The sequence below is a fragment of the Azospirillum thermophilum genome (assembly GCF_003130795.1).
GTDB classification, from domain to species: domain Bacteria; phylum Pseudomonadota; class Alphaproteobacteria; order Azospirillales; family Azospirillaceae; genus Azospirillum; species Azospirillum thermophilum.
On the sequence record NZ_CP029359.1, the window covers coordinates 136970 to 161555 of the forward strand.

At 67.5% G+C, this 24586-nt stretch carries 19 protein-coding genes; 11 read left to right on the top strand and 8 right to left on the bottom strand.

Going from position 1 to position 24586, the window contains the following annotated elements; genetic code table 11:
* The first annotated feature begins 75 nt into the window (after positions 1-75).
* The gene (locus DEW08_RS30070; RefSeq protein WP_109334390.1) at positions 76-1386 is read left to right on the top strand and encodes a tetratricopeptide repeat protein; all 1311 of its coding nucleotides are present in this window, start codon (positions 76-78) and stop codon (positions 1384-1386) included.
* Between the two features lie 20 nt (positions 1387-1406).
* Here the strand turns inward: DEW08_RS30070 and DEW08_RS30075 are convergent, their stop codons facing one another.
* On the bottom strand, positions 1407-2456 hold the full coding sequence (locus DEW08_RS30075; protein ID WP_168220574.1) for a class I SAM-dependent methyltransferase: 1050 nt from the start codon (positions 2454-2456) through the stop codon (positions 1407-1409).
* 133 nt (positions 2457-2589) lie between these two features.
* Here DEW08_RS30075 and DEW08_RS30080 point away from each other — a divergent pair, with 133 nt between their 5' ends.
* Genes DEW08_RS30080 through DEW08_RS30090 form a run of 3 tightly spaced genes read left to right on the top strand, consistent with a single transcriptional unit; the run spans position 2590 to position 6424 of the window.
* Complete coding sequence (locus DEW08_RS30080; RefSeq protein ID WP_109334394.1) at positions 2590-3483, top strand: hemolytic protein HlpA-like protein; 894 nt, start codon at positions 2590-2592, stop codon at positions 3481-3483.
* 4 nt (positions 3484-3487) lie between these two features.
* A complete protein-coding gene (locus DEW08_RS30085) occupies positions 3488-4813 on the top strand; it encodes a glycosyltransferase (RefSeq protein WP_168220575.1) in 1326 nt (441 codons plus the stop codon).
* 21 nt (positions 4814-4834) lie between these two features.
* On the top strand, positions 4835-6424 hold the full coding sequence (locus DEW08_RS30090; RefSeq protein ID WP_109334398.1) for a hypothetical protein: 1590 nt from the start codon (positions 4835-4837) through the stop codon (positions 6422-6424).
* Positions 6425-6446: 22 nt separating this feature from the next.
* Here the strand turns inward: DEW08_RS30090 and DEW08_RS30095 are convergent, their stop codons facing one another.
* A complete protein-coding gene (locus tag DEW08_RS30095) occupies positions 6447-8126 on the bottom strand; it encodes a glycosyltransferase (protein ID WP_146214797.1) in 1680 nt (559 codons plus the stop codon).
* Between the two features lie 302 nt (positions 8127-8428).
* Here DEW08_RS30095 and DEW08_RS30100 point away from each other — a divergent pair, with 302 nt between their 5' ends.
* The 4 genes from DEW08_RS30100 to DEW08_RS30115 all read left to right on the top strand — a co-directional run bounded on the left by DEW08_RS30100 (position 8429) and on the right by DEW08_RS30115 (position 12053).
* Complete coding sequence (locus DEW08_RS30100) at positions 8429-8851, top strand: hypothetical protein (RefSeq protein ID WP_109334402.1); 423 nt, start codon at positions 8429-8431, stop codon at positions 8849-8851.
* Between the two features lie 48 nt (positions 8852-8899).
* Complete coding sequence (locus DEW08_RS30105) at positions 8900-10033, top strand: glycosyltransferase family 61 protein (RefSeq protein ID WP_109334404.1); 1134 nt, start codon at positions 8900-8902, stop codon at positions 10031-10033.
* 105 nt (positions 10034-10138) lie between these two features.
* On the top strand, positions 10139-11191 hold the full coding sequence (locus DEW08_RS30110; RefSeq protein ID WP_109334406.1) for an AAA family ATPase: 1053 nt from the start codon (positions 10139-10141) through the stop codon (positions 11189-11191).
* Entirely contained in the window at positions 11184-12053 is an 870-nt protein-coding gene (locus DEW08_RS30115) for a ParB/RepB/Spo0J family partition protein (protein WP_109334409.1), read from the top strand. Before DEW08_RS30110 ends, DEW08_RS30115 begins: the two co-directional genes overlap by 8 nt.
* A gap of 103 nt (positions 12054-12156) precedes the next feature.
* On the opposite strand, the gene DEW08_RS30120 is transcribed toward DEW08_RS30115, so the two are convergent.
* Positions 12157-13512, bottom strand: a complete 1356-nt coding sequence (locus DEW08_RS30120) for a nucleotide sugar dehydrogenase (RefSeq protein WP_109334411.1) — start codon at positions 13510-13512, stop codon at positions 12157-12159.
* Between the two features lie 881 nt (positions 13513-14393).
* Between DEW08_RS30120 and DEW08_RS30125 the strand changes: the two genes are divergently transcribed.
* Positions 14394-16088 (top strand): tetratricopeptide repeat protein, encoded by a 1695-nt coding sequence (locus tag DEW08_RS30125; RefSeq protein ID WP_168220576.1) that lies wholly within the window; start codon positions 14394-14396, stop codon positions 16086-16088.
* Between the two features lie 34 nt (positions 16089-16122).
* On the opposite strand, the gene DEW08_RS30130 is transcribed toward DEW08_RS30125, so the two are convergent.
* The 3 genes from DEW08_RS30130 to DEW08_RS30140 form a co-directional block, all read right to left on the bottom strand.
* Complete coding sequence (locus tag DEW08_RS30130) at positions 16123-16800, bottom strand: TVP38/TMEM64 family protein (protein ID WP_109334415.1); 678 nt, start codon at positions 16798-16800, stop codon at positions 16123-16125.
* A 133-nt stretch (positions 16801-16933) separates the two neighbouring features.
* On the bottom strand, positions 16934-17968 hold the full coding sequence (locus DEW08_RS30135; RefSeq protein ID WP_109334417.1) for a site-specific integrase: 1035 nt from the start codon (positions 17966-17968) through the stop codon (positions 16934-16936).
* Between the two features lie 266 nt (positions 17969-18234).
* Positions 18235-19497 carry a glycosyltransferase family 4 protein gene (locus tag DEW08_RS30140; protein ID WP_109334420.1) on the bottom strand — a complete coding sequence of 421 codons (1263 nt, stop codon included), beginning with the start codon at positions 19495-19497 and terminating at the stop codon, positions 18235-18237.
* A 252-nt stretch (positions 19498-19749) separates the two neighbouring features.
* Between DEW08_RS30140 and DEW08_RS30145 the strand changes: the two genes are divergently transcribed.
* Complete coding sequence (locus tag DEW08_RS30145) at positions 19750-20565, top strand: FkbM family methyltransferase (protein ID WP_109334422.1); 816 nt, start codon at positions 19750-19752, stop codon at positions 20563-20565.
* A gap of 23 nt (positions 20566-20588) precedes the next feature.
* On the opposite strand, the gene DEW08_RS30150 is transcribed toward DEW08_RS30145, so the two are convergent.
* A complete protein-coding gene (locus DEW08_RS30150; RefSeq protein WP_109334424.1) occupies positions 20589-21527 on the bottom strand; it encodes a replication protein RepA in 939 nt (312 codons plus the stop codon).
* A gap of 513 nt (positions 21528-22040) precedes the next feature.
* The gene (locus tag DEW08_RS30155; RefSeq protein WP_109334426.1) at positions 22041-23000 is read right to left on the bottom strand and encodes a UDP-glucuronic acid decarboxylase family protein; all 960 of its coding nucleotides are present in this window, start codon (positions 22998-23000) and stop codon (positions 22041-22043) included.
* Between the two features lie 234 nt (positions 23001-23234).
* Here DEW08_RS30155 and DEW08_RS30160 point away from each other — a divergent pair, with 234 nt between their 5' ends.
* The gene (locus DEW08_RS30160; protein WP_109334428.1) at positions 23235-24557 is read left to right on the top strand and encodes a UDP-glucose dehydrogenase family protein; all 1323 of its coding nucleotides are present in this window, start codon (positions 23235-23237) and stop codon (positions 24555-24557) included.
* Positions 24558-24586 lie beyond the last annotated feature (29 nt).

Sequence of the window (24586 nt, forward strand, 5' to 3'; positions counted from 1 at the left end):
GGCGAAGCGGGGGGCCCACGTTGAAGCAGGCGCCGGTTGCGCCTATGATCCGCGCGATCTTCGTCGGGAGTTGACATGGGCCAGACCGATCCATCGGCGTTCTACGAGGCTTGGCGGCGCCGGATCCGCGACGATGCCCTGGCGAACTACCAGTTCGAAATGGGGCTGGCGAACCGGAACGCCGGCGCTCCCGACGTTGCAATCGCCTGTTTCCGGCGTGCCATCGACGCCCGCCCGGACATGGCAGAAGCCCATCTCGAACTGGTCCGCACCCTCCAGACGCTGGGCCGCGCCGCCGAGGCGCAGGCGGCGCTGACCGCCGGACAGGTCGCAAGGCCGGGTTTCGAAGCCGAAGGTTACTTCCGGCTCGGCAAGCGCTTCTTCGAACAGGACCACATGGCCGAGGCCGAGCAGGCCTTCCTGGCAGCGCTGGAGCGGGCACCGGAGCACGCGCCGGCGCGCTCCTACCTGGTCCTGCTGGACGGCTGGCGGCTCAATGTCGGCGGCATGATGGACGGCATACGCCGCATTCCGGAAGGCGCCGGGCACGATCCGGACATTGCCCACGAGAGCACGCGCCTCGGCTTCGCCTTGTTCCGTCAGATGCTTCTGAAGCCCGCCATCGCCCTCTTCGATCTGGCTGCCCGGTTCGATCCGGACAACGCGACCGAGGCGGTCTTCTTCGCCGCCATCGCCCGCCATGGATCGGGAGATGCCGGCGGGCAGCCGCCCGCCGTCCTGGACGAGGGGATGGTCCGCAAACTTACCCCACTGATCGCCAAATCCATGTTCTTCGGCATGGTGCGCAATGAGTTCCCGGAGGCCGGACGGCTTGCCGCCATCGCGACTGCCGTCGATCCCGCTTCCACGGTCTCCGCAGGCCGTCTCGCCCAGGCGCTTGCCGCACAAGGACGGACGACCGAGGCCGCCGCCTGGGCGACGCGCGCCCTGCGGCTGCACCCCCGGCAGAGTCACGCCCTGCTGGCCCGCGCGCTCTGCGCCCAGGCGACAGGTGACGTCGAGGCTGCGCTCTTCCTGCTCCAGCAAGCCGTGGACACGACCATGGACGGTGCCGCCCGGGCCGAAGCCCGTCTGGCGCAGGGCCGCGCCCTGATCGCCGCCGGCCGCCCCGACGATGCGGCGCAGGCCCTGGCCGACGGCTTCCGGGCCGGCGAGCCGACGGTGTTCGCCGAGTATCTGCTGACCGAACAGGTCCTGGCGCATCTTGCCGGAGGCAACCGCGCGCGGGCGGCCGCCCTGCTCCGCCTCGCCCTCGCCCGGATGCCGGCCTTCGCACCGGCGCTGCGCGCACTGGAGGAGTTCCTGCGCTCCTCGGGTCAGGAACATGCCGCCCGCACCGTCTCACAACGGGCCGCCGCGCTTTGATGCGGATATGCTGAATTCCGTCAGGGCCGCCGGCGGTAGACGACGATCACCGAATCCCCCGGCGGCTCCATCACCGGATCCTCGAATCCCAGTTCGAGGACCGCGCTCATCTGTTCCGCGATGGGGCGTAGCGCCGCCATCTGCGGAGACAGGTTGACGAGGCCGGGGTCGCCGTGGCCCAGATACTTGTAAAGCGCCCGCAGGATGAGGTTCTGGAGGTACCAGCGGCGATGCCCGCCGTCGCTCAGCGTCTGCTGGTGAAGATCGAGAAGCTCGATTGGATAGAGCCGGGGCAACCCGGTCAGGCAGGCATGCGTCCACCAGGTGACATGGTGCGGCGGCATGTTGAGCACCGGATTGACGGCATGGGCGTTGAAGGAATCTGCACTGGGAACGGACAGGATCAGCAGCCCACCCGGCTTCGTCAGCCGGACGCAGGCCGACAGGAAGCCGGCGACGTCCGCCACATGCTCCATGACCTGGAAGGAACACACGGCATCATAGCCGCCGGGATGGGCCGCCGCATGGTCCCGTGCCGACTCCGCCAGGACGGTCAGCCCGCGCTCCCGGCACGCCGCCACGGCGGCGGGTGAGAACTCCAGCCCCGTGTAATGAGGCGAAGGCAGGGCGTCGGCGAAGTGGCCGTGGCCGCACCCCACCTCCAGCACCTTGTCCGCCTCACCGATCCACCGCGCCGCATGCCGGAACTCGAACTTGTCCTTCTGATAGTACCAAGGGATCCGGGCGAGCTGTTCGTAGAAGGACCCGGACCCGGTCACGGAAGGATGAAAGAAGATCAGGTCCGTCGGCACGGAGCGGTACATCGCAACCTCTTCGACGCCGCCGAACTCGGCACCGACATCGATACCGAACAGGGTCCGGTACAGGGCCGCGATGTCCCGGACCCGCAGCGTCCGCAGATGGCGGACATCCGGCGAACCGGTCAGCGGACAGCGGGCCTCCGTACCGGCGGAGGCGTGAAGGCAGGGCTCGGCGCCGGGAGCGGTGGGCTGGAAAGCGGACGGGATGGTCATGGTGCGGCGGGCCTGATGGCGAATGGCGGGCGTCATGCTACCAGCACTCCCCCTCCACCGGAAACCGACCGTGCGCCCGCGGCAGCCGAAAGCCGTTTCTCTGTAAGATAGGGGTGTGTTACGGTCTTTGGCATACGGCTCTTGGTCCGTATTCCTTCCCCATCCGGTCATGCGCACACCCGTCGCCCTGTTCGTCTTCAACCGCCCGGACGTCACGCGTAAGGTGTTCGAGCGGATCGCCGCCGTCCGGCCGGAAGTCCTTCTGATCGTGGCCGACGGTCCGCGCGCCGATCGCCCGGATGATGCCGCGCTGTGCGCGGAGGTCCGCCGGATCGTCACCGCCGTCGACTGGCCCTGCGATCTGCGGGTCAACTTCGCGCCCCGCAACCTCGGCTGCGGGCTGCGGGTTTCGACGGGCCTCGACTGGGTGTTCCGTCTCGTCGAAGAGGCGATCGTCCTGGAGGACGACTGCCTGCCGGCCCCGGACTTCTTCCCCTTCTGCGAAGCGATGCTGGACCGCTACCGCCACGACACACGGATCGGCATCGTGTGCGGCAGCAACTTCGCCAATGGCGAGGCGGAGCCGGACGGGGACTATCTGTTCTGCCGCTACGGGCCGATCTGGGGATGGGCGACGTGGCGCCGGACATGGCGCTTCTACGACTTCGCCATGTCGACCTATGACGAGGACCGCGGCCGGGGGCTGTTGTCCGACCTCTTCACCGATCGCAAGGTGGTACGGTTCTGGGAGCGGGCCTTCGACGAATATGCCGCCGGCCGGATCGATACCTGGGACTATGCGCTGACATACGCCACCCTGCGGCAGTCGATGCTGCATGTCATCCCGGCCGTGAATCTCATCACCAACATCGGCTGCGGGCGCCCCGACGCCACCCACACCCGCGATCCGCATCCGGTTGCCGAGTGGCCGTCGGGAAGCCTGCATTTCCCGCTGCGCCACCCGTCGGCCGTCGTTGCGTCGCTGGCCTTCGAACGGTCGTTCGAACGGCGGGTCTTCGGGATCCGGCATGGCATGCCGGATCCCGCGGAGCCGAAGGACTGAAGACATGCGCATCCTGACGGTCAGCACGCTCGACCATGGCGGCGGGGCGGAGGCGGTCGCCTGCGACCTGGCCGAAGGCTATGCCGCGCATGGACATGAGTCCTGGATCGCGGTGGGAACGAAGCGCTCCAGCGATCCGCGCGTACTGACGATAAGCCGCGCCCGGAATCATCGCCCGCGCAACCCCGATGCACCGGAACCCGAAACGCCGGAGGCGATCGCCGCCGCCGCCGCGGACGGGCTTGAGGATTTCTCCTATCCCGGAAGCTGGGACCTCCTCGACCTGCCGCCGCAACCGCCGGACCTCGTTCATTGCCACAACCTGCACGGCGGCTACTTCGACCTGCGGTTCCTGCCTCGGCTGAGCCGGCGCGTGCCGACCCTGCTGACCCTGCATGACAACTGGCTGCTGACCGGCCATTGCGCGCACCCCTTCGCATGCGAGCGGTGGCGGACGGGGTGCGGCGACTGTCCGGACCTGTCCATTTACCCGAGGCTGCTGGCGGACGGCTCCGCCGCCAACTGGCGGCGCAAGCGCGACCTCTACGCCGGGAGCCGCTTGTACGTCTCCACCCCATCCCGCTGGCTGATGGACCGGGTCGAGGCCGGCATCCTGCGCCAGGGGATGATGGCCGGCCGGGTCATCCCCAACGGGATCGACACGGATGTCTTCTGTCCCGGTGACCGGGCCGGCGCCCGCCAAGCCCTGGACCTGCCGCAGGACGCACTGATCCTGTTGTTCACCGCCAACGGCATCAAGGCCAATCCCTGGAAGGATTATCCAAGCACACGCGCCGTGATGGAGCGGCTGGGGGCGCTGGAGCTCGGCCGACCGCTGGTCCTCGTGAACCTCGGCGACCGTGGCGAGCCGGAGCGTATCGGCTCGGCAACCGTGCGGTTCGTCCCGTTCCAGCGGGGCAAGGAGCGGGTGGCCGCCTATTACCGGGCCGCCGACATCTATCTGCACATGGCCCGCATGGAGACGTTTCCCAGCGTGATCCTGGAAGCCATGTGCTGCGGTACCCCGGTTGCCGCCACGGCCGTCGGCGGAATCACCGAACAGATCGACAGCGCCTTCGGCTTCCCGAAAGGTGGCCCCGCCCATGGGCCGGAACGGGCGACGGGCGTCCTGGTCGGGCCGGCCGCGGTCGAGGATATGGTCGAAGCGTTGCGGCGCCTGCTGACCGACGACGGGTTGCGCCGTCGGCTGGGAACGAACGCAGCCGCGCTCGGCCGACCGCGCTTCGATCTCCGGCGGGCCGTCCGCGACTACGTTTCCTGGCTGGAGGAAATCGCCCAGGATTGCCCGGCCGGTCCCGTCACCGCTTAAGCAGATTTGCAGGCTTTCCCGATGAAGATCCTCTGCTACTCCCCGTACGTCGCATGGCAGATTCATGCTGCCTGGGAAACCACCATCCTGCAGGCCCTGCAGTTCGACGGCGCCGATATCGATTACGTTCTGTGCGATGGAGCCCTGCCGGCCTGCGACCTCGATTGGCCGGGCGACCCGCGGACGCCCTCGAAATGCAACCGCTGCCAAAAGCAGCAGGCCGGCTTCGCCGGGGGCCAGCCCGTGCGCTTCCAGTGGTTCGGCCGGTACCAGAGGCCGGAAGACGAGGCGGAGGCGCGGGCTTGGCTGGAATCCCTGCCCGGGGATGGGCTGATGGAGGCCACCTACCAGGGCTATCCCATCGGCGAGTGGGTCAGGTCGTCGACCCATCAGCATTTCCGGATCAACCGGCTGGACCTGGATAACGACTATGTGCGCCGGATCTTCCGCGACTTCCTCCTGGCGGGCGTGATGACGGTGAAAGGGTTCGGGCGCCTGCTCGACGCCTCGCGCCCGGATCTGCTCCTCGTCCTGAACGGCCATCGCTCGACCTTGCGCGTAGCGCGGGAGCTGGCCCGCGAGCGCGGCATCCGGACCCTGGTCCACGAACGGGGCCTTCATCACCGTCAGACAGTCAGTCTTGTCGAGAACGACCACTGCAACTCGCGCACCCTCTATCCGGCGCTCTGGCAGGCTTGGGGAGAGGTGCCGCTGACACGCGCCGAGATCGAGGCGGCCACCGGCTACATGGAGAACAGAGCCCATGGCCGGCTTCTCAACTGGCGTCAGTTCTCTCCTGCCCCGACCGGCGCCGCGACGATTTACCGGACGCTCGACCTCGATCCGCTCCGCCCGGTCTGGGCCATGTATCCCGCTTCGGCGGACGAGCTGGTGGGCATCGCCGATTTCGGGGACGTAGCGGGGATGCAAGTCGCCTGGATCGAGCACACCATGCGCTTTGCCGCCGCACACCCGGAGATCCAGCTCGTCATCCGGACCCACCCCAACCTCGACCCGGCGTCCATTCCAAACAAGGAGTTCAGCGCCCCTATCCCGGCCAACCGGGACGAGCTGGCCTATTTCACCGAGCTCCGGCAGCGCCTGCCCGCCAACGTCCGGATGATCATGCCGGGGGACGCGGTCAGCTCCTACGACCTGTGCGACGCGGCGACCGTGGGAATGGTCTTCAGCTCCACCATGGGACTGGAGATGGCATGCCGGGGAATCAATGTGGTGCTTGCCGACGGTGGGATGTGGCAGGGCCTTCCCTTCATGCATCAGGCCGCCGCCCCGTCGGACTGCCGGGAGGTTTACGAGCGCATGCTGAAGCTGAAGCCGCAGACCCGATCGGCAGCCGTTCAGCGGTCGGCCTTGCGCTTCGCCTACGCGCTGGTCTACCGCTGGCTGCTCCACATGCCGCTGGTGGAGATGCCGACCCCATACTCCGGGAAGCTGGCCTTCACGGCACCGGAGGATCTCGCCCGCGGCAAGGATCCGGCCCTCGACCGCATCCGCCGCATCGTCTTCGACGGGGAGTCAGTCATCCCGCGGCCGGATGCCGGCCATCTTGTCCGCACCGATGCGGAGGAACGGGCCTGGTTCGGCATTTAGTAGCGGCCCCGGCCGCCCCGCATCAGCGCAGAGCATGCCGGAGAACCTGCGCAAAGCGCTCCAGGTCGGCGCTGGACATCCGGTAGGCATGGTCGGCGGCCAGATTGGTCCGCTGCAGGCTGGCCAGCCTTTCCGGTGATCGGATCAGCGTGCGCAACGCATCCACGAATGCCTCGAAGAATGCCGGATCTGCCGGTCCGTCGGTCGCCTGGAGAAGGGCTGTCCAGTCCTGCACGAAGCACTTCCCGCCGGGCTCCAGGCCCGAGCGGCGGGCACGACCGGGAACGATCACCCCGGTCTCCCCGTCCTCCACCAGCTCGGCCATGTGCGCCCCGTCGGACAGGACGGGGACCACGCCCCAGCCCATGGCCTGTACCAGTCCGTTGCGGTAGGCCGTGACACCGGGCAGAAGGAACAGGTCGGCGCGCTCGAACAGCCCCCGGTACCGGTCCCACGGCAGCGGCTCCGGATAATGCTCGATCCGCGGGTGTTCGTGCACCAGTGCCCGCAGGCGGGGTCCCAGCGTGCGCGGCAGAGGGGTCCGCAGCAACAGCCGCAGCCGTGGCTCCTCCTCGGCCAGGACCGCGAAAGCGGCCAGCACGTCGACGCCACCGCGCGCATAGAAGGTTTCGTCGGCGGTATTCCGGCTGGCGGTGAACAGCAGCACGAGATCGTCGCCCGGCTCCTTGGGACGGATGCTTGGGTTCGATGGCGAGGCGGTGGTCTCATCCAGCGAAAAGCAGGGATTCACGAAGACGCACTTGTCCCGGATGGCGGGGCTGTCGAAGAACCCGGCCAGCATCTCCGTGGAACTCCGATACGTCACGATGATGGCACGGCATTCCGGGGCCTCCAGCGTGTGCCGCACGATCCAGTAGAAGGGGTGATCGGGACCGACGCGGGTATCTTCGTAGGGAAAGAACGGCTGGAAGAGCACCGGCAGATAATCGAAGACCAGGACGAAGGGGCGTTCTCCGAGGCCGGTGACGGCCATCGACAGCAGGTCGATGCGGCAGCCCGGCGCATCGTAAAGTGCGGCCTCGAAGCGTGAGGCAACATAGGCGGCGGCGGACTCGGCGGTAACCGCCGGGTGGACCTGCCTCAGCTCTGAGAAGCGTCGCTTGGCCAATGCCAGGGTATCCCGGAACCGGCAGAGCGGTGCCGGCCGGGGGTCGGCAATCCGGAAGTCCAGGTCAGGACAGAGCCGCACCAAGCCCATGACGAAAGGATGGTCTCCCGCCAGCGGTGCGTAATAGGGTAGCCGCATCGGGACATGGATGGCCCCTCCAGCCGGGACAGGCTGCGCAAGGGGACGCGGGGGCGCGACAGCCTCCACCACGGCATGCGCACGCTCCTCCAGCTCCGGGCACAGGAGGATGGCTTCCACAAGCGGCGCCAGATAGCGTGGGTCCGGCGCACGCGACAAGGCCCCGAGCGCCCGCTCCGCCCCACGCACGGGCTCCCCCGCACGCAGCAGGATTTGAGCCTGCCGGAAGAAATCCTCCACGTCGTCAGCTCCGGCCGCAAGCGCCTCCTCACCCACGGCAGCGGCCTCGGCGAACCGCCCCATGCGGGCAAGGCAGCGTCGTTGCATGGCGTGGCGAGCAGGTCCTTCCGGAATTGCGTGCATGAGCAGGTCAAGCGCCTGCGCATATCGGCGCGATGCGATCAGAAGGTCGACGGATTGAAGCAGGTCTGGCACAGGAACAGCCTGGGAGAAGCGACGGTAAGGAACTATTGCACCGCGCGGCGGAACTCGTCGATAACGCCCTCCCGCCGTCAGCCTCCACAAAATACACGCTTTGACAACGTTTCCGCGCATTCCGCCTGCCGCGGCGGATGTCTTGCGGACATCCTGCGGCTTTCCTGCAACAGGGACGGGAGATGCATCGGCCGCCCCCCGATGCCGCTTGCCCGGCCGCGGACTTGATCGCTAAAAAATCTCTTAATTTTGCACGGTTTTGTCACTGGCACCGTGATCACCGGCACCGGCGCGAGGGCTCGATGGACGAACAGCAGTTGGACCTTGTCGGGCTCGCCACCGGGTGGCTCTACACCCTGTCGGACCAGATGGCCTCCTACGACGGCCGGCTGATGTTCCTCGGCGGGCTGGTCGCCAGCTTCATCCTCAGCCAGCTCGTCGCCTGGGTGACCAGCAGCGCACTGCGTCTGGCCATCGTCGCCGGCGTCGTGGTCGCCGCCGGGACCGGCATCCTGACCGTTCTGCCGAAGCCGGGCAGCGCCCCCGGCGCCCCGACCGCCGCCGCCCTCTCCGCGGTGAAGCCGCCGGCCCGCCCGGGTTCCCAACCCACCGGCCAGCCCGCTGCCCAGTTGCCTGCCCAGCCGGCGATCCAGCAGCCCGTCTCCGCCCCCATCCGCCTGACGCCTCCCGCCCAGGCCGCGGCCCCCGAGCTGCGCCGCAACTGACGGCCTCTCCGGCAGGTTGCCGGGGAGGAAAGAGAACAGGCTGCCGCCATGACCGATCCCGCGCAGATCACCCTGCCCAAGCTGGAGGCTCTGGGGCTGACCGACGACGCCGGCCGCCCCTTGGTGGAATCGGAACCCCTGCTGCCCGGCGCCGATGTCGCAATCCTGCCCCTGGCCTTCGGCCACACGAACTTCGAGACCCCCCGCATCCACGAGCATCCCTTCGCGGGGGCTTGGCGGCAGGCATGCTACAGCCCCGCCCCTGTCCGGCTCTACCGGCTGCGCGGAGCCTACGTCCATTCCACCGCCGGAGTGGTGATGGTCGCCAACCGGCTGGTCGCCGAAACGCTGCAGCATGTCTGGCCCCAGGAACATGGGATGGAGGTCGATCGGCAGACCGGCTTCACCACCCTCTGCAGCGCCGCGGTCCGCCGTGTCGCCGGCCGCGCCGTCCATCTGCTGGCCGCCGGCGCCTACAATTACTACCACTGGCACATCGACGCGGTATCGCGGCTGTCCATCCTGCCGAAGGCGCATGCTGACGACCTGCTGCTGGTGCCGCCGCTGGAACACGGCTTCCAGCGCGACACGCTGGAACGGCTGGCCGCGGAGCATCCCCTGACGCTGCACGCCATCGGACCCGCCGAAACCGTCCTGGTCGACGAACTGATCCTGATCCCCAACTTCGGCGGCTTCGGCTACTACCCGCGGCCCGAGATGCTGGATGTGTTCGACCGGCTGATGCGCCCCATGGATGCCATGCCGCCCCATCGCCGGCTCTACGTCAGCCGGGCCCGCTCGTCCAAGCGCCGGCTGGAGACCGAACCGGAGATCGCGGCCCTGCTGGCGGCGGAGGGCTACGAGATCCTCGACCTCGACACCCTGACACTGGATGAGCAGATCCGCTGCTTCGCCGAAGCAACCCACGTCGTCGGCCCGCACGGCGCCGGCCTGACCAATCTGGTCTTCTGCCGTCCGGGCACCGCCGTCTGCGAGTTGCAGATGGACTGCTACATGAACTGGCTGTTCCGCCGGCTGGGCAACCTGCGCGGCCTGCGCTACGGCTGTGTGCTCGGATCCATCCAGGGGCCATGGGAGCTGGTCTGGCCGCACGACCGCAGCTGGCGCCTGCCACCCGACCACCTGCACGATACGCTGCAGGGCGCCGGCTTCCTCGGCTGACCCTCTTGCCGCCGCAGTCGGATCCACCCCGGCCGGTAGAGGCCATTTGACGCCTGTAGGCTCTACCAATATGGTGCCCCCGGCTGCATCGCATCGGAGGGGACCGTGACGGGAGAGGAGCTGCGCGCCCTGCGGGAAAAGCGCGGGCTGACGCAGGCCGAGATGGCCGCCTGGGTCAACGAGCGCACCGGACGCAAATACGACAAGCAGAAGATCTCCCGCTGGGAGACGGGGGCGGAGCGGGTGACCCGCGACGTCGCGATCCTGCTGCAGGTCTCCGAACTGGAGCGGCCGAAGGAGCCGGCCGGCCGCCGGGCGGTCGCCATGGCGGTCGCCCTGCAGAAGGGCGGCACCGGCAAGACGGTCAGCTCGATCAACGTCGCCTATCTGCTGGCCCGCGCCGGCAACCGGGTGCTGCTGGTCGATGCCGACCCGCAGTCGAACGCCACCGTCCATGTCGGGGTCGACCGCGCCACCATCGTCGCCCGTGCCCGCGGCGGCCAGACGCTGACCGACGTGCTGGTGCACGACAAGCCGCTCGCCGACATCATCATGCCGACCGGAATCCCCGGCCTCGACCTCGTGCCGTCGGCGGTGTCGCTCGCCAATGCCGACGGCGCCCTGCAGAGCATCGATCCCAACGGCCCCAGCACCATCCTGGTGGACAGGCTGGACCAGGTGCGCGGCGACTACGACTACATCATCGCCGACTGCGCCCCCAACCTGGGTCTGGTGACGCTGAACGTGCTGAATTCGGTGGATCTCGTGCTGATCCCCTGCCAGACCGAGCCGCACGCCATCTACGGGGTGGAACTGATCCAGCAGACCATCACCCGCATCCAGAGCCGCACCAACCCGGCCCTGCGCGTGCTGGGTATCCTGCCGACCATGTTCAACGCCCGCCTGACCCAGGACCGCGCCTCGCTGGAGGACATCCGCAAGGGTTTCGGCGGCGCCATGCGCGTCTTCTCCCCGGTCCCCCGCTCCACCGTCTATCCCCAGGCGGCCGGCGCCGCCGAGGTGACGCTGGCCGTGGTGCCGGACGCCCCGGGGCTGGATGCCTATCTGGAGGTCGCCTCGGCCCTGATCCGGGAGCGCGACGGCACCGCCCCCCAATCCGCGACGCCCGCCAACCCCGCGGAGGCCGCCCATGGCTAAGCTGCAGCGCAAGACCGCCACCTTCCTGGGCTCGCTCGCCGAGAGTGACGCCGGCGCTGCCGTCCGGGCGGGCGGGGCGGAGCTGATCGACGACGGCCACCCCGTCGCCGTCTCCCCCGACATGCCACGGCTGGTCGAGATCGACCTCGACCGCATCGAGCCCAACCCCGACCAGCCGCGCACGGTGTTCCGCGAGGAGGAGATCCGCTCGCTCGCCGAATCCATCGAGCGGGTGGGGCTGCAGCAGCCGGTCGTCGTGCGCCAGCAGGGCCGCGGTTTCCTGCTGATGGCGGGCGAGCGGCGCCTGCGCGCCCACCAGATGCTCGGCCGCCGCACCATCTTCGCCCTGATCTCCCGCAAGGGGGAGCCGGACGAGGTGGCGCTGATCGAGAACATCCAGCGCGTCGACCTCGACGCCGTGGACCTCGCCCGCGGCCTGCAGCGGCTGATCGACAGGCACGGCTACACCCACCAGGAGGTGGCGGCGGTGCTGCGGCTGTCCGATACCGAGGTGTCGCGCCGGCTGAAGATCCTCGCCCTGCCCGCCTCCATCCTCGCCGAATATCAGGCAAGTCCCGACGCCGTCAGCCGCAGCGTGCTGTCGGAGATCGCCTATGCCGAGGGCGAGGCTGAACAGCGCCGCCTGTGGGAGCTGGCCAAGCAGGGCCTGCCCTCCTCGGCACTGCGCGCCGAACGCCCCAAGCAGCGCGCTGCCGACCCCTACACCATCCTCGGCAACGGGCTGAAGCGCATCGGCCGCGAGATCGCCGCCATGCGGGCGGTCTCCGACGCCATGGCCACGGAGCACAAGGACCGCCTGCGCAGCCTGCGCGCCGAGATCGACAGCCTGCTGGCCGAGTGACCGTCTCCCCCCGGAACCGGGTGACCGCAAAGGTTGCTTACTACTGGTGATGCACTCAATGCGCGCACCCGATTCCGGGGGCTCCAGGATCCGGGGCCGGCGATCAGGCGGGGACGATCGCCGCCCGGCCCGTTATTCCCCGCATGGCATTGCGGGTGTCGACGATCAGCGGAACGCCGTCGGCCAGCAGCCGGTAATCCACCGCATCATGGTCGGTGCAGATCAGGGCGGCGTCATAGCCGGCCAGACCGTCCGCCGTCAGCGGCACGCTTCGTCGGCCGGCGAAGCAGGAATGCTCCCGCGTCGGCGGGATCTGCGGGACATGGGGGTCGTGGTAATCGACCACCGCCCCCCGCCCCTCCAGCAGGTGCAGCAGCGCGAAGGCCGGGCTTTCCCGGATGTCGTCCACGTTCTTCTTGTAGGCGAGCCCCAGCAGCAGGATGCGGCTGCCCTTCAGGCTCCGGGCGAAGCGGTCGTTCAGCGCGTTCTGCAGGGTCTGCGCGACATGGTCCGGCATGGCGGAGTTGACCTCGCCCGCCAGTTCGATGAAGCGGGTGTTGATGTCGTATTCCCGCGCCTTCCAGGTCAGGTAGAAGGGGTCGATCGGGATGCAGTGGCCGCCCAGCCCCGGCCCCGGATAGAAGGGCATGAAGCCGAAGGGCTTGCTCTTGGCCGCCTCGATGACCTCCCAGATATCGATTCCCATGCGGGTGAAGACCAGCTTCAGCTCGTTGACGAGCGCGATGTTGACCGATCGGAAGATGTTCTCGGTCAGCTTGACGGCCTCCGCCACCTGGGCGGAACCGACCGGCACCACCTGCGACACCACCTTGGCGTAGAGCGCGCAGGCGATCCGCCCGGCGTCGGCGCCGACGCCGCCGACCACCTTCGGGATGGTCCGGGTGGAAAAGCTGCGGTTGCCGGGATCCTCCCGTTCGGGCGAATAGGCCAGGAAGAAGTCCCGTCCGGCGACGAGCCCGCTGCGCTCCAGGATCGGCTGCAGCACCTCCTGCGTGGTGCCAGGCCAGGTGGTGGATTCCAGGATGACGATCTGTCCCGGCCGCAGATGGGGGCGCAGTGCCTCCGCCGTCCGTTCCACATAGCCGAGATCCGGCTCGCGCTGCCTGGTCAGCGGCGTCGGCACGCAGATGATCACCGCATCGGCATCCGCCAGATCCACCATCTCGCAGGTCGCCTGCAGGCGCCCCGAGGCGACCAGGCCGGGCAGGGGGGAGGCATCGATATGGGCGATGTAGCAGCGGCCGGCGTTGAGCTGTTCGCTCTTGGTCCGGTCGATGTCGTAGCCGATGCTGCGGAACCCGGCCTGCCCGAAGGCCAGGAGCAGCGGCAGACCGACATAGCCGAGGCCGATCACGCCGACCACAGCCTCCCCGGACTCGATCTTCGCGATCAGGTCGTCGGGGGAGACGGGCGGGAGGGATGTGTCGTGAACGTGCAAGTGCCGTAACCTTTCCGTTCTGACGCTCCGGACAGGAGCCGGGAGACCGAAGGGCGGGCGCTGTCCGGATCGAACGGTTCCGTTATCCCATGTCCGATCGAAGGACCGCAATCTCACCGGGCGCGGCCACCATCCTGAGGAGAGCGGGGCAGGTCACGGGACGCCGCATGGCTCCCCCGCCGGCGAGGGGCGGAACGCCTCGTCGGTCTGATGATCGTCACTGCTGCCGTCCGATCGAGGCATCGGCATGACCGGGCCCGCCGTGCCGCAACGACAGGATACGGATGCTGCAATTTCATCTCCTCCCGCGCGCACCCGGTTCCGGGGACCTCATGCAACGGCGCATCTGCGGGACCAGCCGGACGAACGGACCGCCACACGGCTCCCGTGTCAATGCCGATCGCTTGGCAGGAAACACCGGAACGGCCGGCGGAGGGCAGGGTGCCGGCGGCAGCCTGTCTTTCGCCGCATCGGCTCCCGTCAGGTCCGGAGGGGCGGAGCGTATGTTTTCCGCCGCCCTTGCCGACGCCGTGCCTGCCCGTTAAGCTCTCCCCGTCATCGTCCGGACGTGTACCGCCATCCCATTTTCCCGGTCCGGTGCCGGCTTTCATCCTGCGGCCCCTTTTCTCTCTCACCGTGCACTCCCCGCACAACGGACGTCCGCGAACGATCGCCGCCAAGCCGTTGAAGCAGAAGTGAAAGAATGGAGACGGCACCGTTGTGCGGCCGGGGGATCCTGCACAACGCGCACAAAGACGCCGTGCGACCCCGGACGGGACGACGCGGCAGGAGGACGCGGATGGAAGATGCGGACGGAAGACGGGAACCGGAAGCCTTGCTATGGTCCGGCGACTCCACGCCTCTCCAACCTCACCCTCCGGATGACCGACACGCCGACCGCTCCGCAAGAGGCCGACCTGCTGATCGGGCAGGGGATCCACTGCCTGGAGGCCGGACGCTACCCCGAAGCGGCGGCGTTGTTCCGCAGGACCCGGGCCCTGCGCGGGGCGGCGGAGGACTGCTACCATCTCGGTCTCGCACTCCACTGGCTGGAGCAGAGGCAAGAGGCGATGGCCGCCTACCGGCAGGCCATCTCGCTGCGGCCGGATTTCCCCGAAGCGCTCGGCAATCTGGGTATCCTGCTGAAGGAGATGCACCGCCTGGGCGAGGCGGCGGCGGTCCTGCGCCGTGCCCTGACGATCCGCCCCGACCATGTCGAGGCCCTGTCAAACCTGGGCCTGGACCTGCAGGCCGAGGATCGTGCGGCCGAGGCGGCGGCCGTCTTCCGTAAGGCGCTTGCCCTGCGGCCCGGCTCTGCGGAGCTCCTCTACAACCTCGCCCGCGCACAGGAAGACCGGAGATCCTATGACGAGGCCGCAGCCGCCGCGCGGCGGGCCGCGGCGCTACGGCCCGATTATGCCGAGGCCTGGTCGTTGCTGGGCACCGTGCTGGGCAATCAGGAAAAGTTGCCGCACGCCCTGGCGGCTTACCGTGTGGCGCTCACCCTGCGCCCGGATCTTCCGAAGGTGCTGTGCAACCTCGCCAAAATCCTTCAGGAGAAGGGCGCCCTGGAGCAGGCAATCCGGGTCTACGGCCGGTCCCTGCACAGCCAGCCCGACCTCCCGGAAGCCCACTGGAACCTGTCGCTGGCCCTGCTGCTGAAGGGCGAGTTGGAGCGGGGGTGGGAGGAGTATGAGTGGCGGTGGCGCCGGCCGTCCTTCCAGAAGGCCGGCCCCCGCTTCACCCAGCCGCAATGGCGTGGCGAGTTCGGACAGGGGCGCACCCTGCTCATCCATGCAGAGCAGGGGTTCGGTGACTCCATCCAGTTCATCCGCTATGTCGGAGCGATCCTGCTCCACGGCTGGCGGGTGGTGGTGGAACTGCCGCGCCCCCTGCTGCGCCTGTTCTCGACCATCCCCGGCATCGCTCTGGTGGCGGCCGGAGACCCGCTGCCCCCTTTCGATGCCCACTGCCCGATGCTGAGCCTGCCGCTCGCCTTCGGCACCGGTCCCGGCACCATCCCGGCCCCCATCCCCTATCTCGCCGCCGAGCCGGAGCGGGCCGCCCTCTGGCGGGACAGGCTGCCGCCGCGGCCGCCCGGCGGTATCCGGGTGGGGGTGGTCTGGCAGGGCAACCCGCAGGGGACGGTCGACCGCGGCCGCTCCTATCCGCTGGCCAGCCTGGCGCCGCTTGCCCGCCTGCCCGGCGTCCGGCTGGTCAGCCTGCAGAAGACCCACGGGCTCGACCAGCTCGGCCGGTTGCCGCCGGGCATGGAGGTCGCCTCCCCCGGCCCCGGCTTCGACGAAGGCCCCGACGCGTTTCTCGACACTGCGGCGGCGATGGCCGGGCTCGACCTGATCGTCTCCTCCGATACCTCGGTCGCCCACCTCGCCGGCGCCCTGGGGCGGCCGGTCTGGGTTGCTCTGAAGGCGGTGCCGGACTGGCGGTGGCAACTGACGGGGGAACGAAGCCCGTGGTATCCGACCATGCGGCTGTTCCGCCAGGGGTTGCAGGGGGACTGGGAGGATGTCTTCCGCCGCATGGCGGCGGAGCTCGCCCGTCTGCTGCCCGGCTGACACCCCATCCCGGAAGCCGGCAGTCGGGTGTCGGTCAGGCCGCTCCGTCGTCGCCGGCGTCGCGCAGCCGCGGCAGCAGCTTCGGCAGGGCGCTCGACAGGATCAGGGTGGCGATCCCCAGGGCGGTCGGCAGCATCCAGTCGGGTTTGCCGTCCATCAGATGGTCGCTCGCCGCGCCGAACTGGACGAAGGCCACGGTCATCGGCAGTTGCCCGATCAGCGAGCCGACGGCATAGGGGGCGAGGCGGACGCGCGTCAGCCCCAGCGCATAGTTCACCGCCGTGTGCGGCAGGACCGGCACCAGCCGCAACGTCGCCACGGCCCGCCAGCCTCCCTGCTCGATCCGCTGGACAAGGCGGCCGAAGCGCGCCATGTCACCCGGCGACAACAGGCCGTTGTTGATGTAGCGGGCGATCAGGAAGCCGGTCACCGCGCCCAGGACGCTGCCGGCGGCAGCCAGCATCCCGCCCCACCAGACGCCGAAGATCAGCCCCGCGACCATCGCCATGGCCGAACGCGGCAGGAACAGCAGGCTGGCCACGATGTGGAACAGCAGGAACAGCAGGGGAGCGGCACTGTGATGGCGCAGGATGTCCTGCAGGCTGGCGATGTCTGGACCGCCCCGCAGCAGCCAGACCGCCGCCCCGCCGACGAGGGCGAGCGCCAGCAGGATCTGCCCTGCGGTCCGCAGGCTGGAAAGCGAAGGCTGCATGTTCTCCCGACCCTGGGTTCGCTTGGGGGCGCTGGAGTTCCCCCGGCATTGCGGCGATTATGTCTGCCCCTTTCCGCCCGCCGTCAACCGTCCCTCCGGGTATGGGTGGTCCGCCCGCCGCCGGAAGGGCCGGTCACCCGCCGTCCGGCGGCCCGTCCCGGCCGGCAGAGAAGACGAGCTCGCTGACGTTGCGCCGCCACAGCTCGGCATCGCGGATATAGCGACGGGCGACGTCCGCGTTCTTGTGGCGGGTCTGGCGCATGATGTCGTGGAGTTGGGCATCCTGGTTGGCCGCTGCGGTGGCGAGACCGGCACGCAGGCTGTGGCCGGCGAACCTGGCGGGATCGTAGCCGGCCCGGGCGGCGGCGGCCTTGACGATGCGCGCCACCGCCTGCCCGGCCAGCCGGCCGCGGTCCGGCCGCAGCGTGCCGCCGCCGTCGGCCTGGAAGAAGAGCGGCCCCGGCCCCTCCCCCCGCAGCTCCAGCCAAGCGCGCATTGCGGCGACGACATCGATCGCCGGCACGGGCGAGCCGTAGACCGCGACGGTCTGCCCGCCGCCCTGCTGGTCTGTCTTGGAGCGGCGGATCGTCACCGTCACGCCGCGATCGTGGAACTCCAGGTCGTCGCGGTCGAGCGCGACGATCTCGCTGCGCCGCAGGGCGCCGCCGAAGCCGAGCAGGATCACGGCGCGGTCGCGGACGCCCTTGGGCGTGCCGGGCAGGCTGTCCACCATGCGGATGAGGATGTCCGGCAGGATCGGCGCGGCGACGCGCGTCGGCCGGCGCCCCTTGCTGCGGGCGATGCCCTCCAGCACGGAGCGGATGAGATAGTGCTGCCGGTCGATCGGCACCCCGACCGCGCGGTGGGCTGCGACGATCGCCCCGAGATGGACCTCCAGCGTGGCGACGCTCAGCCGCTCCGCCGCCTTGGCGAGATAGAGGGCGACGACTTGCGGGTCGCCGGCCAGCGGCAGAAAGCCCAGCTCGCGGCACCAGATGGTGTAGGCCGACCAGGCCGAGCGATAGGTGGCGATGGTGTTGAAGGCACGGGCCCGGTTCGCGAAGGCGGCGGCCCGGGCGGCGATGTCGCGGACCGCCTCGGCCCGGTCGCCGGGCACCTCCAGGCTGCCGAACAGGCCGGTCTCCACCACGATCACGTCGGCGGCCATCTCACACTCCGGTCTTGCGGGGCTCGGCAGCCCCTATGCCTCATAGACTTTATTATCGTGCATAGCTGATCCGGCACGCAAGCCGCAGATGGATGCGGCGAATGCGCCCCCTTTCAGAGGACTCCACTCAAAGAAGTTTAATCCGGCTTTAGTATTATCTCGTGTCCCGGGCATGGCAGGCAGGCGGACGCGCGACAGCCCGCCGCCGCAGGATGGCAGCGGCGGGGCGATGTCGTTGCGGAGGTCCGGAAAGAGCCGGCGAGCCTTCAGCCGAGGCCCGGCGGAGGGAGCGGGGCGCCGGTGGCAAGCGCTGTGAGAAGGGCATCATGGGCCGGCAGGCAGCGCCGGGCCAGGTCGTAGCGCTCGACCACCAGCCGGCGCGCCCGCTCGCGGATGGCGGCACTACCCTGGGGATCGTCGAGTGCCCGTTCCACCGCGTGGACCAGGGCGGAGCGGTCGAAGAAGTCGGCCAGCAGCCCGGTCTCTCCGTCGCTGATCGCCTCCATCACAGGAGCAGTCGCCGACCCCACGACGAGACAGCCGGCCGCCATTGCCTCCAGCATCGACCAGGAGAGGACGAAGGGGTAGGTCAGGTAGACATGCGCGGAGGAGACCCGCAGGATCGTCAGGAAGCGGTCATAGGGCACCTTGCCGAGGAAATGCACGCGGTCCGGATCCAGCCGCGCCCCGACCTCCTGCAGCATCACCTCGCGCCAGCTATGGCCGTCGGGAGCGCGCCGGCCATAGCTGACGTCATCGCCGCCGACGATCACCACATGGGTACGGGGCCGGCGGGCCAGCAGGTCCGGCAGGGCGCGCATGAAGACGTGGAAGCCGCGGTAGGGCTCCAGGTTGCGGGCGACATAGGTGATCACCTCGTCCTTGCGCGACAGAGTGATGCCGCGCTCCGGCAGCATGAGGACGGCGGCCGGATCGGGGGTGACCACATCGGTGTCGATGCCGTCGAACAGCACGCTGATGCGCCCCCGCACCAGCTCCGGAAACTGGGCGTGCTGCCAGCGGGTGGGTGTGATCCCCCAGTCGGTCGAGGCAAGGCTGAGCAGATGCGTGGCGTTGCGCGTGCGGGCGCGCAGGGCGTCGTCGAAGCTGCTGGGAAACTCCGGGTCGAAGCCGACGTCGGCTCCCTCCGCCCGGTAATAGAACTCGTAGAAGTTCAGCAGCTTGCTGTCGGGAAACACGTCCTTCAGATAGAGAGACTCCCCCCAGCCGGCATGAGCGCAGATCACGTCGGGGACGAAGCCGCGACGTTTCAGCTCCAACCCGGCCCGGACCAGCGCTTGGCCGCGGCGGACCGCACCTTCGACGCCGCGCAGATAGGGGTGGGTCTCCGGCGAGCCATCCTTGGGAGACGGGTAGCCCAGCACCGTCACCCCTGGCGGAACGGGGCGGCCCTTCAGGTTGGCCGCATCACCGATTCCGACGACCTCGTTTGCCGGATCCATCGCCTTGTAGCGGGCGAGATGCTTGTACTGGCCCGGGAAGTTCTGGTGGATGAAGAGCAGGCGCATCGGATGGCTTCAGCTGGGGTGGTGCTGGGAAATCGGCCGTGCACCCTACCATGCGGATGGTCTCTGCCTGGAATGTTGTCGCGAGGTAGTCCGGAGTTTGGAGTCTTGTCGCGGCCCGTTTCCTCTGTCCTGGCGGGTCATATGTCGGCGCGCTCCCAAAAGAGTTAGCTCATGTGGCTATGGCATCCTTGCATTATCTCATGGTAAGTTTTTCTCAATCGAAGAAAAAATGGAAGATACTGGAGAAAGCAAATGGATATGAGAAAATACAGGAAGATGCGCACTGCAGGAGACCGCAGAAGACTTGAGTGGTACGGCGAAAAAATATTCAGCCAATCAGATGAAGATGGGATAATTTCAGAAATATTCCGCAGGATAGGCTGCAAAAATAAGGTGTTCGTTGAATTTGGCTCTGAGGTCGGAACAGAGAATAATACGCGGAATTTGCTGGAATCCGGCTGGTCTGGCCTATGGATCGAGGGCAACCCCGATTATGCGAAGAGTATAAGGTGGAACTTTCGTGACAAGATATCAGAAAAAATTTTGATGTTTTCAGAAGCTTACGTTGATGTTCAGAATATAAATTCCATCATAGAAGAAAATGGAATATCGGGAGAGATTGATTTCCTTTCAATAGATATTGATGGAAACGACTATCACGTCTTTGAAGCAATATCCGTTATAAACCCTAGAGTTGTATGTCTGGAGCATAATCACTGCTATACTCCATGTGCTGAGTACGTCATGCCATATAACCCCGACTATCGCTGGAGTGCAGGACGGAGTGATTTTGGTGCGTCTCTGACTTCAATGGCGAAGCTTGCGGGCAGGAAGGGATACACACTTGTCGGCTGCTCGCTTTATGGAGCCAACGGCTTTTATGTCCGCAACGACCTGGTTGGGGATCACTTCACGGGCCCTTTTACTCCGGAGCGCCTCTTCAACCCGCTGGATTACGAGAAGGTCGTAAACTTTCCGGTCCGTGGCGGCAAGCCGCAGGTCGGGAAACGCTGGATGGAGGCTGGATCTGGCTGGTGGGCGGTCGTACGGCGCTTGGTGCGTGGCTAAGCTGTGCTGATCCCGTTGCTGGCTCAGCGCGTGAGCTGGGACAGCTTGCGTTCAGGGATCGGCGGGGGAGAGGGGTGGAGGACCAGACCCTGTTCGTCCACCTCGACCCGTCCTTCGGGATAAACGGCAAGCGCCAATTGTAGCGCCTCGATGAAGCGCTTTCGAAAGTCGCGCAGGCGGCTGTAGCCGGCTCCGAACTGTTCGAACACGGCCGGCCATGTGATGGGGGTCGGCCGTGTCAGGCTGTGCAGTCGATAGGCGAGCCAGATGTAGATGTCGATGCTGGAACTGTTGTTCTGGATGTGGCGCAGGGCCGGCTCCCAGATCGGCACGGGATGGGCTTTCAGTTCGCGGAAGAAGGCTTCGGACAGCAGGACGCGGTCTTCCCATAGCGTCCCCTGATGGGCATCCTCGCCCGAGGAGAAGTGGATGCCGCCCTTGACGATCGAATCCTTTTCGAACCCCACCCCGTGGGCCTCTTCCCAGGCGAAGGTCAGGTTGCAGGCCGCGATGCGAGAGGCCTGTTCGCGGATGTCGCGATAGGTCTGGCCGCCCACGGAGAGCCCCATCCGGTCGAGCCAATCGTGCATGCTGCGTCCCAGCTCGACCTCGCGGCTGTCGGTCTGGAGCGCCCGGGTCTGCAGGTAGAGCAGGATCATGCGTGCGCGGCTGCCGTAGGGTACACCGTAAAGCTTAAAGCCGCCGCCACGGATCGGCAGTCGACCGGGCTCGATCAGCAGACGAATCCGGTGGCCGCGCCGTTCCCAGGGCTGGTCATCCGGAAGCCTGCGATGGGGAAGGGCGGTCAGCGCGAAGCCAGAGTAGGTGATCCCCAGATCCTGCCGTTCTTCTTCCAGTACCGCGGCAGCGACATCGACCAGCGAGCGCTGTTCGGGACTGGTCTGCAGTGCTTTTGCCTGCTCCCGGCCGACTTGGCTGATCAGACGATGCAACTGGCCCATTGCGCGCTGTTCTCGCCGTTTGTTCCAGGTTCATTTCTGTCTGCGCTCATAACACGGGCTGTCCACAGCCGCAATTTGGAATCTTGTCGCGCAGACTATTTGTAAGGCTACTAGAATCTCCTATTTGTTTGCGCGACAAGACTCCAGTAGAGACTCGCGAGTCGCGCGACAAGAGTCCAGGAATCCCGCGACAACATTCCAGGGGATAAGCGTTTCCTTCTGTGGAAGCATGGCCGGACGCGACAAAACTCCAGATCTATATTCCCGAGTCGCATCCGAATCGTGAGTCGCGTCGCGACTCGATGGATTGGGGTGATCGGGGCCGACCGGCAGGTCGTATCCTCGCTTGCGATACCGGATCGGGTGGTGTCGAGGCGCGACAAGACTCCAAGCTCGGGCTTCGCCTGCGCGGCCCTTCCCGCTTCCCGGTCCGTCGCAGGCCGGAAAAAAAAGCGCGGCCACCCTCTCATGGGGTGGCCGCGCCGGCTGATCCGTTCCGTCTTCTGTCCGGTCTTATCCGAAGAAGCGCCGACGGAAATAGTCGATGGTGCGTTCGAGGCCATCGCGCAGCGGGACCCGGGGTTCCCAGTCCAACATGGTCTTGGCCTTGGTGATGTCGGGGCGGCGCTGCTTGGGGTCGTCCTGGGGCAGCGGGCGGAACTCGATGGTGGAACGCGATCCGGTCAATGCGATGACCTGCTCGGCGAGTTCCAGGATGGTGAACTCGCCCGGATTGCCGAGGTTGAGCGGTCCCGTGTGCTGCGGATCGCTGTCCATGAACCGCAGCATGCCCTCGATCAGGTCGTCGACATAGCAGAAGCTGCGGGTCTGCTGGCCTTCGCCATAGACGGTGATCGGCTCGTTGCGCAGCGCCTGCATGATGAAGTTGGACACCACGCGCCCGTCGTTGGGGTGCATGCGCGGTCCGTAGGTGTTGAAGATGCGGATGACCTTGATCGGCAACTGATGCTGGCGGTGATAGTCGAAGAACAGGGTCTCGGCGCAGCGCTTGCCCTCGTCGTAGCAGGACCGCGGGCCGATGGTGTTGACGTTGCCCCAGTATTCCTCCGGCTGGGGATGGACCGTCGGATCGCCGTAGATCTCGCTGGTCGAGGCCTGCAGGATGCGGGCGTTCAGCCTCTTGGCCAGCCCCAGCATGTTGATGGCGCCGTGGACGGAGGTTTTGGTGGTCTGTACCGGGTCGTGCTGGTAATGGACCGGCGAGGCCGGGCAGGCCAGGTTGTAGATCTGGTCGACCTCGACGTAGAGCGGGAAGGTCACGTCGTGGCGGATCGTCTCGAACAGCGGGTTGCCCATCAGATGGGCGATGTTGCTGCGCGATCCGGTGAAGTAGTTGTCCAGGCACAGCACCTCGTCGCCGCGCTCAAGCAGGCGTTCGCACAGGTGCGAGCCGAGGAACCCGGCTCCGCCGGTCACCAGGACACGCCGATTGTAGCTACGAATTCCGGTCATGGGGTCTCTCTGGTTCTCAAGTCTCGAGGCCTGCCGGCGGGGCGGACTGGCGACGCCGGATATGTGCCGCAGATGCCGGGAAATGCGGGGGCTTGGCAAGTCGAAACGGCACCCCCGGCGACCGGCGAGGCCGGTGCGGTCGCCGGGGATGACGCTGGAATCGATCTTATGCTATGCCGTGGCCCTTCTTAAGACGGCTTCCCCGTTTTTTCCAGGCAGCGAGACGGATTTTCCATGCGCATTGCGATGATTGGGACGGGCTATGTCGGGCTGGTGTCCGGCGCCTGTTTCTCGGAGTTCGGCGTTCATGTGTGCTGCGTCGACAAGGACGCGGAGAAGATCGAGCGCCTGAAGCGCGGTGAGATCCCGATCTACGAACCGGGCCTGGACGATCTGGTGGCGCGCAACGTCGCCGCCGGCCGCCTGTCCTTTACGCTGGACCTGAAGGAGGCGATGCAGGGCGTCGACGCCGTGTTCATCGCGGTTGGCACCCCGACGCGGCGCGGCGACGGCCATGCCGACCTCTCCTACGTCTATGCCGCCGCCGAGGAGATCGCCGCCAACCTCGACCACTACACGGTGGTGGTGACCAAGTCGACCGTGCCGGTGGGCACCGGCCGCGAGGTCGAGTCGATCATCCGCCGGGTGCGGCCGGCCGCCGAGTTCGACGTCGCCTCCAACCCCGAGTTCCTGCGCGAAGGCTCGGCCATCGGCGACTTCATGCGGCCGGACCGGGTGGTGATCGGCGCCGGCTCCGAGCGGGCGGCGGAGGTGATGCGGCGGCTCTACCGCCCGCTCTACCTGATCGAGACGCCGATCGTCCTGACCTCGCTGGAGACGGCGGAGCTGACGAAGTACGCCGCCAACACCTTCCTGGCGGCCAAGATCACCTTCATCAACGAGATCGCCGACCTGTGCGAGAAGGTGGGGGCCGACGTCCACGACGTCGCCCGCGGCATCGGGCTGGACGGGCGCATCGGCAAGAAGTTCCTGCACCCCGGCCCTGGCTACGGCGGGTCCTGCTTTCCCAAGGACACGCTGGCGCTGGTGCGCACCGCCCAGCAGGTCGGAAGCCCGCTGCGCATCATCGAGACGGTGGTGGACATCAACGACAAGCGCAAGAAGGCGATGGCCGAGCGCATCGTCGCCGCCTGCGGCGGCAGCGTGGAGGGCAGGACCGTCGCGGTGCTGGGCGTGACCTTCAAGCCGAACACCGACGACATGCGCGACAGCCCGTCGCTGGACATCATCCCGGCGTTGCAGAAGGCCGGCGCGCATGTCCGTGCCTTCGATCCGGCCGGCATGCACGAGGCGGCCAGGCTCCTTCCGGGCGTCGAATGGGCGAAGGACGCCTATGGGACGTTGCAGGACGCCGACTGCGTCGCCATCCTGACGGAGTGGAACGAGTTCCGCGCTCTTGACCTGAAGCGGGTCAAGGCGTCATTGAAGCGTCCGGTCATGGTCGACCTGCGCAACATCTATAACCCGGAGGACATGGTCCGTGCCGGGTTCTCCTACAGCTCTATCGGGCGGCCCGGCAAAGCAAAGGCCCTCTGACGTCCGCCGGGTGGGCCTGCCGGAAGGGG

What these genes read in the sequence shown, in the direction of transcription:
- DEW08_RS30070 (WP_109334390.1), top strand. Translation starts at nt 76, where the DNA reads ATGGGCCAGACCGATCCATCGGCGTTCTACGAGGCTTGGCGGCGCCGG.
- DEW08_RS30125 (WP_168220576.1), top strand. Translation starts at nt 14,394, where the DNA reads ATGACCGACACGCCGACCGCTCCGCAAGAGGCCGACCTGCTGATCGGG.
- DEW08_RS30155 (WP_109334426.1), bottom strand. Translation starts at nt 23,000, where the DNA reads ATGACCGGAATTCGTAGCTACAATCGGCGTGTCCTGGTGACCGGCGGA.
- DEW08_RS30145 (WP_109334422.1), top strand. Translation starts at nt 19,750, where the DNA reads ATGGATATGAGAAAATACAGGAAGATGCGCACTGCAGGAGACCGCAGA.
- DEW08_RS30130 (WP_109334415.1), bottom strand. Translation starts at nt 16,800, where the DNA reads ATGCAGCCTTCGCTTTCCAGCCTGCGGACCGCAGGGCAGATCCTGCTG.
- DEW08_RS30100 (WP_109334402.1), top strand. Translation starts at nt 8,429, where the DNA reads ATGGACGAACAGCAGTTGGACCTTGTCGGGCTCGCCACCGGGTGGCTC.
- DEW08_RS30075 (WP_168220574.1), bottom strand. Translation starts at nt 2,456, where the DNA reads ATGACGCCCGCCATTCGCCATCAGGCCCGCCGCACCATGACCATCCCG.
- DEW08_RS30115 (WP_109334409.1), top strand. Translation starts at nt 11,184, where the DNA reads ATGGCTAAGCTGCAGCGCAAGACCGCCACCTTCCTGGGCTCGCTCGCC.
- DEW08_RS30135 (WP_109334417.1), bottom strand. Translation starts at nt 17,968, where the DNA reads ATGGCCGCCGACGTGATCGTGGTGGAGACCGGCCTGTTCGGCAGCCTG.
- DEW08_RS30090 (WP_109334398.1), top strand. Translation starts at nt 4,835, where the DNA reads ATGAAGATCCTCTGCTACTCCCCGTACGTCGCATGGCAGATTCATGCT.
- DEW08_RS30160 (WP_109334428.1), top strand. Translation starts at nt 23,235, where the DNA reads ATGCGCATTGCGATGATTGGGACGGGCTATGTCGGGCTGGTGTCCGGC.
- DEW08_RS30080 (WP_109334394.1), top strand. Translation starts at nt 2,590, where the DNA reads ATGCGCACACCCGTCGCCCTGTTCGTCTTCAACCGCCCGGACGTCACG.
- DEW08_RS30150 (WP_109334424.1), bottom strand. Translation starts at nt 21,527, where the DNA reads ATGGGCCAGTTGCATCGTCTGATCAGCCAAGTCGGCCGGGAGCAGGCA.
- DEW08_RS30140 (WP_109334420.1), bottom strand. Translation starts at nt 19,497, where the DNA reads ATGCGCCTGCTCTTCATCCACCAGAACTTCCCGGGCCAGTACAAGCAT.
- DEW08_RS30105 (WP_109334404.1), top strand. Translation starts at nt 8,900, where the DNA reads ATGACCGATCCCGCGCAGATCACCCTGCCCAAGCTGGAGGCTCTGGGG.
- DEW08_RS30085 (WP_168220575.1), top strand. Translation starts at nt 3,488, where the DNA reads ATGCGCATCCTGACGGTCAGCACGCTCGACCATGGCGGCGGGGCGGAG.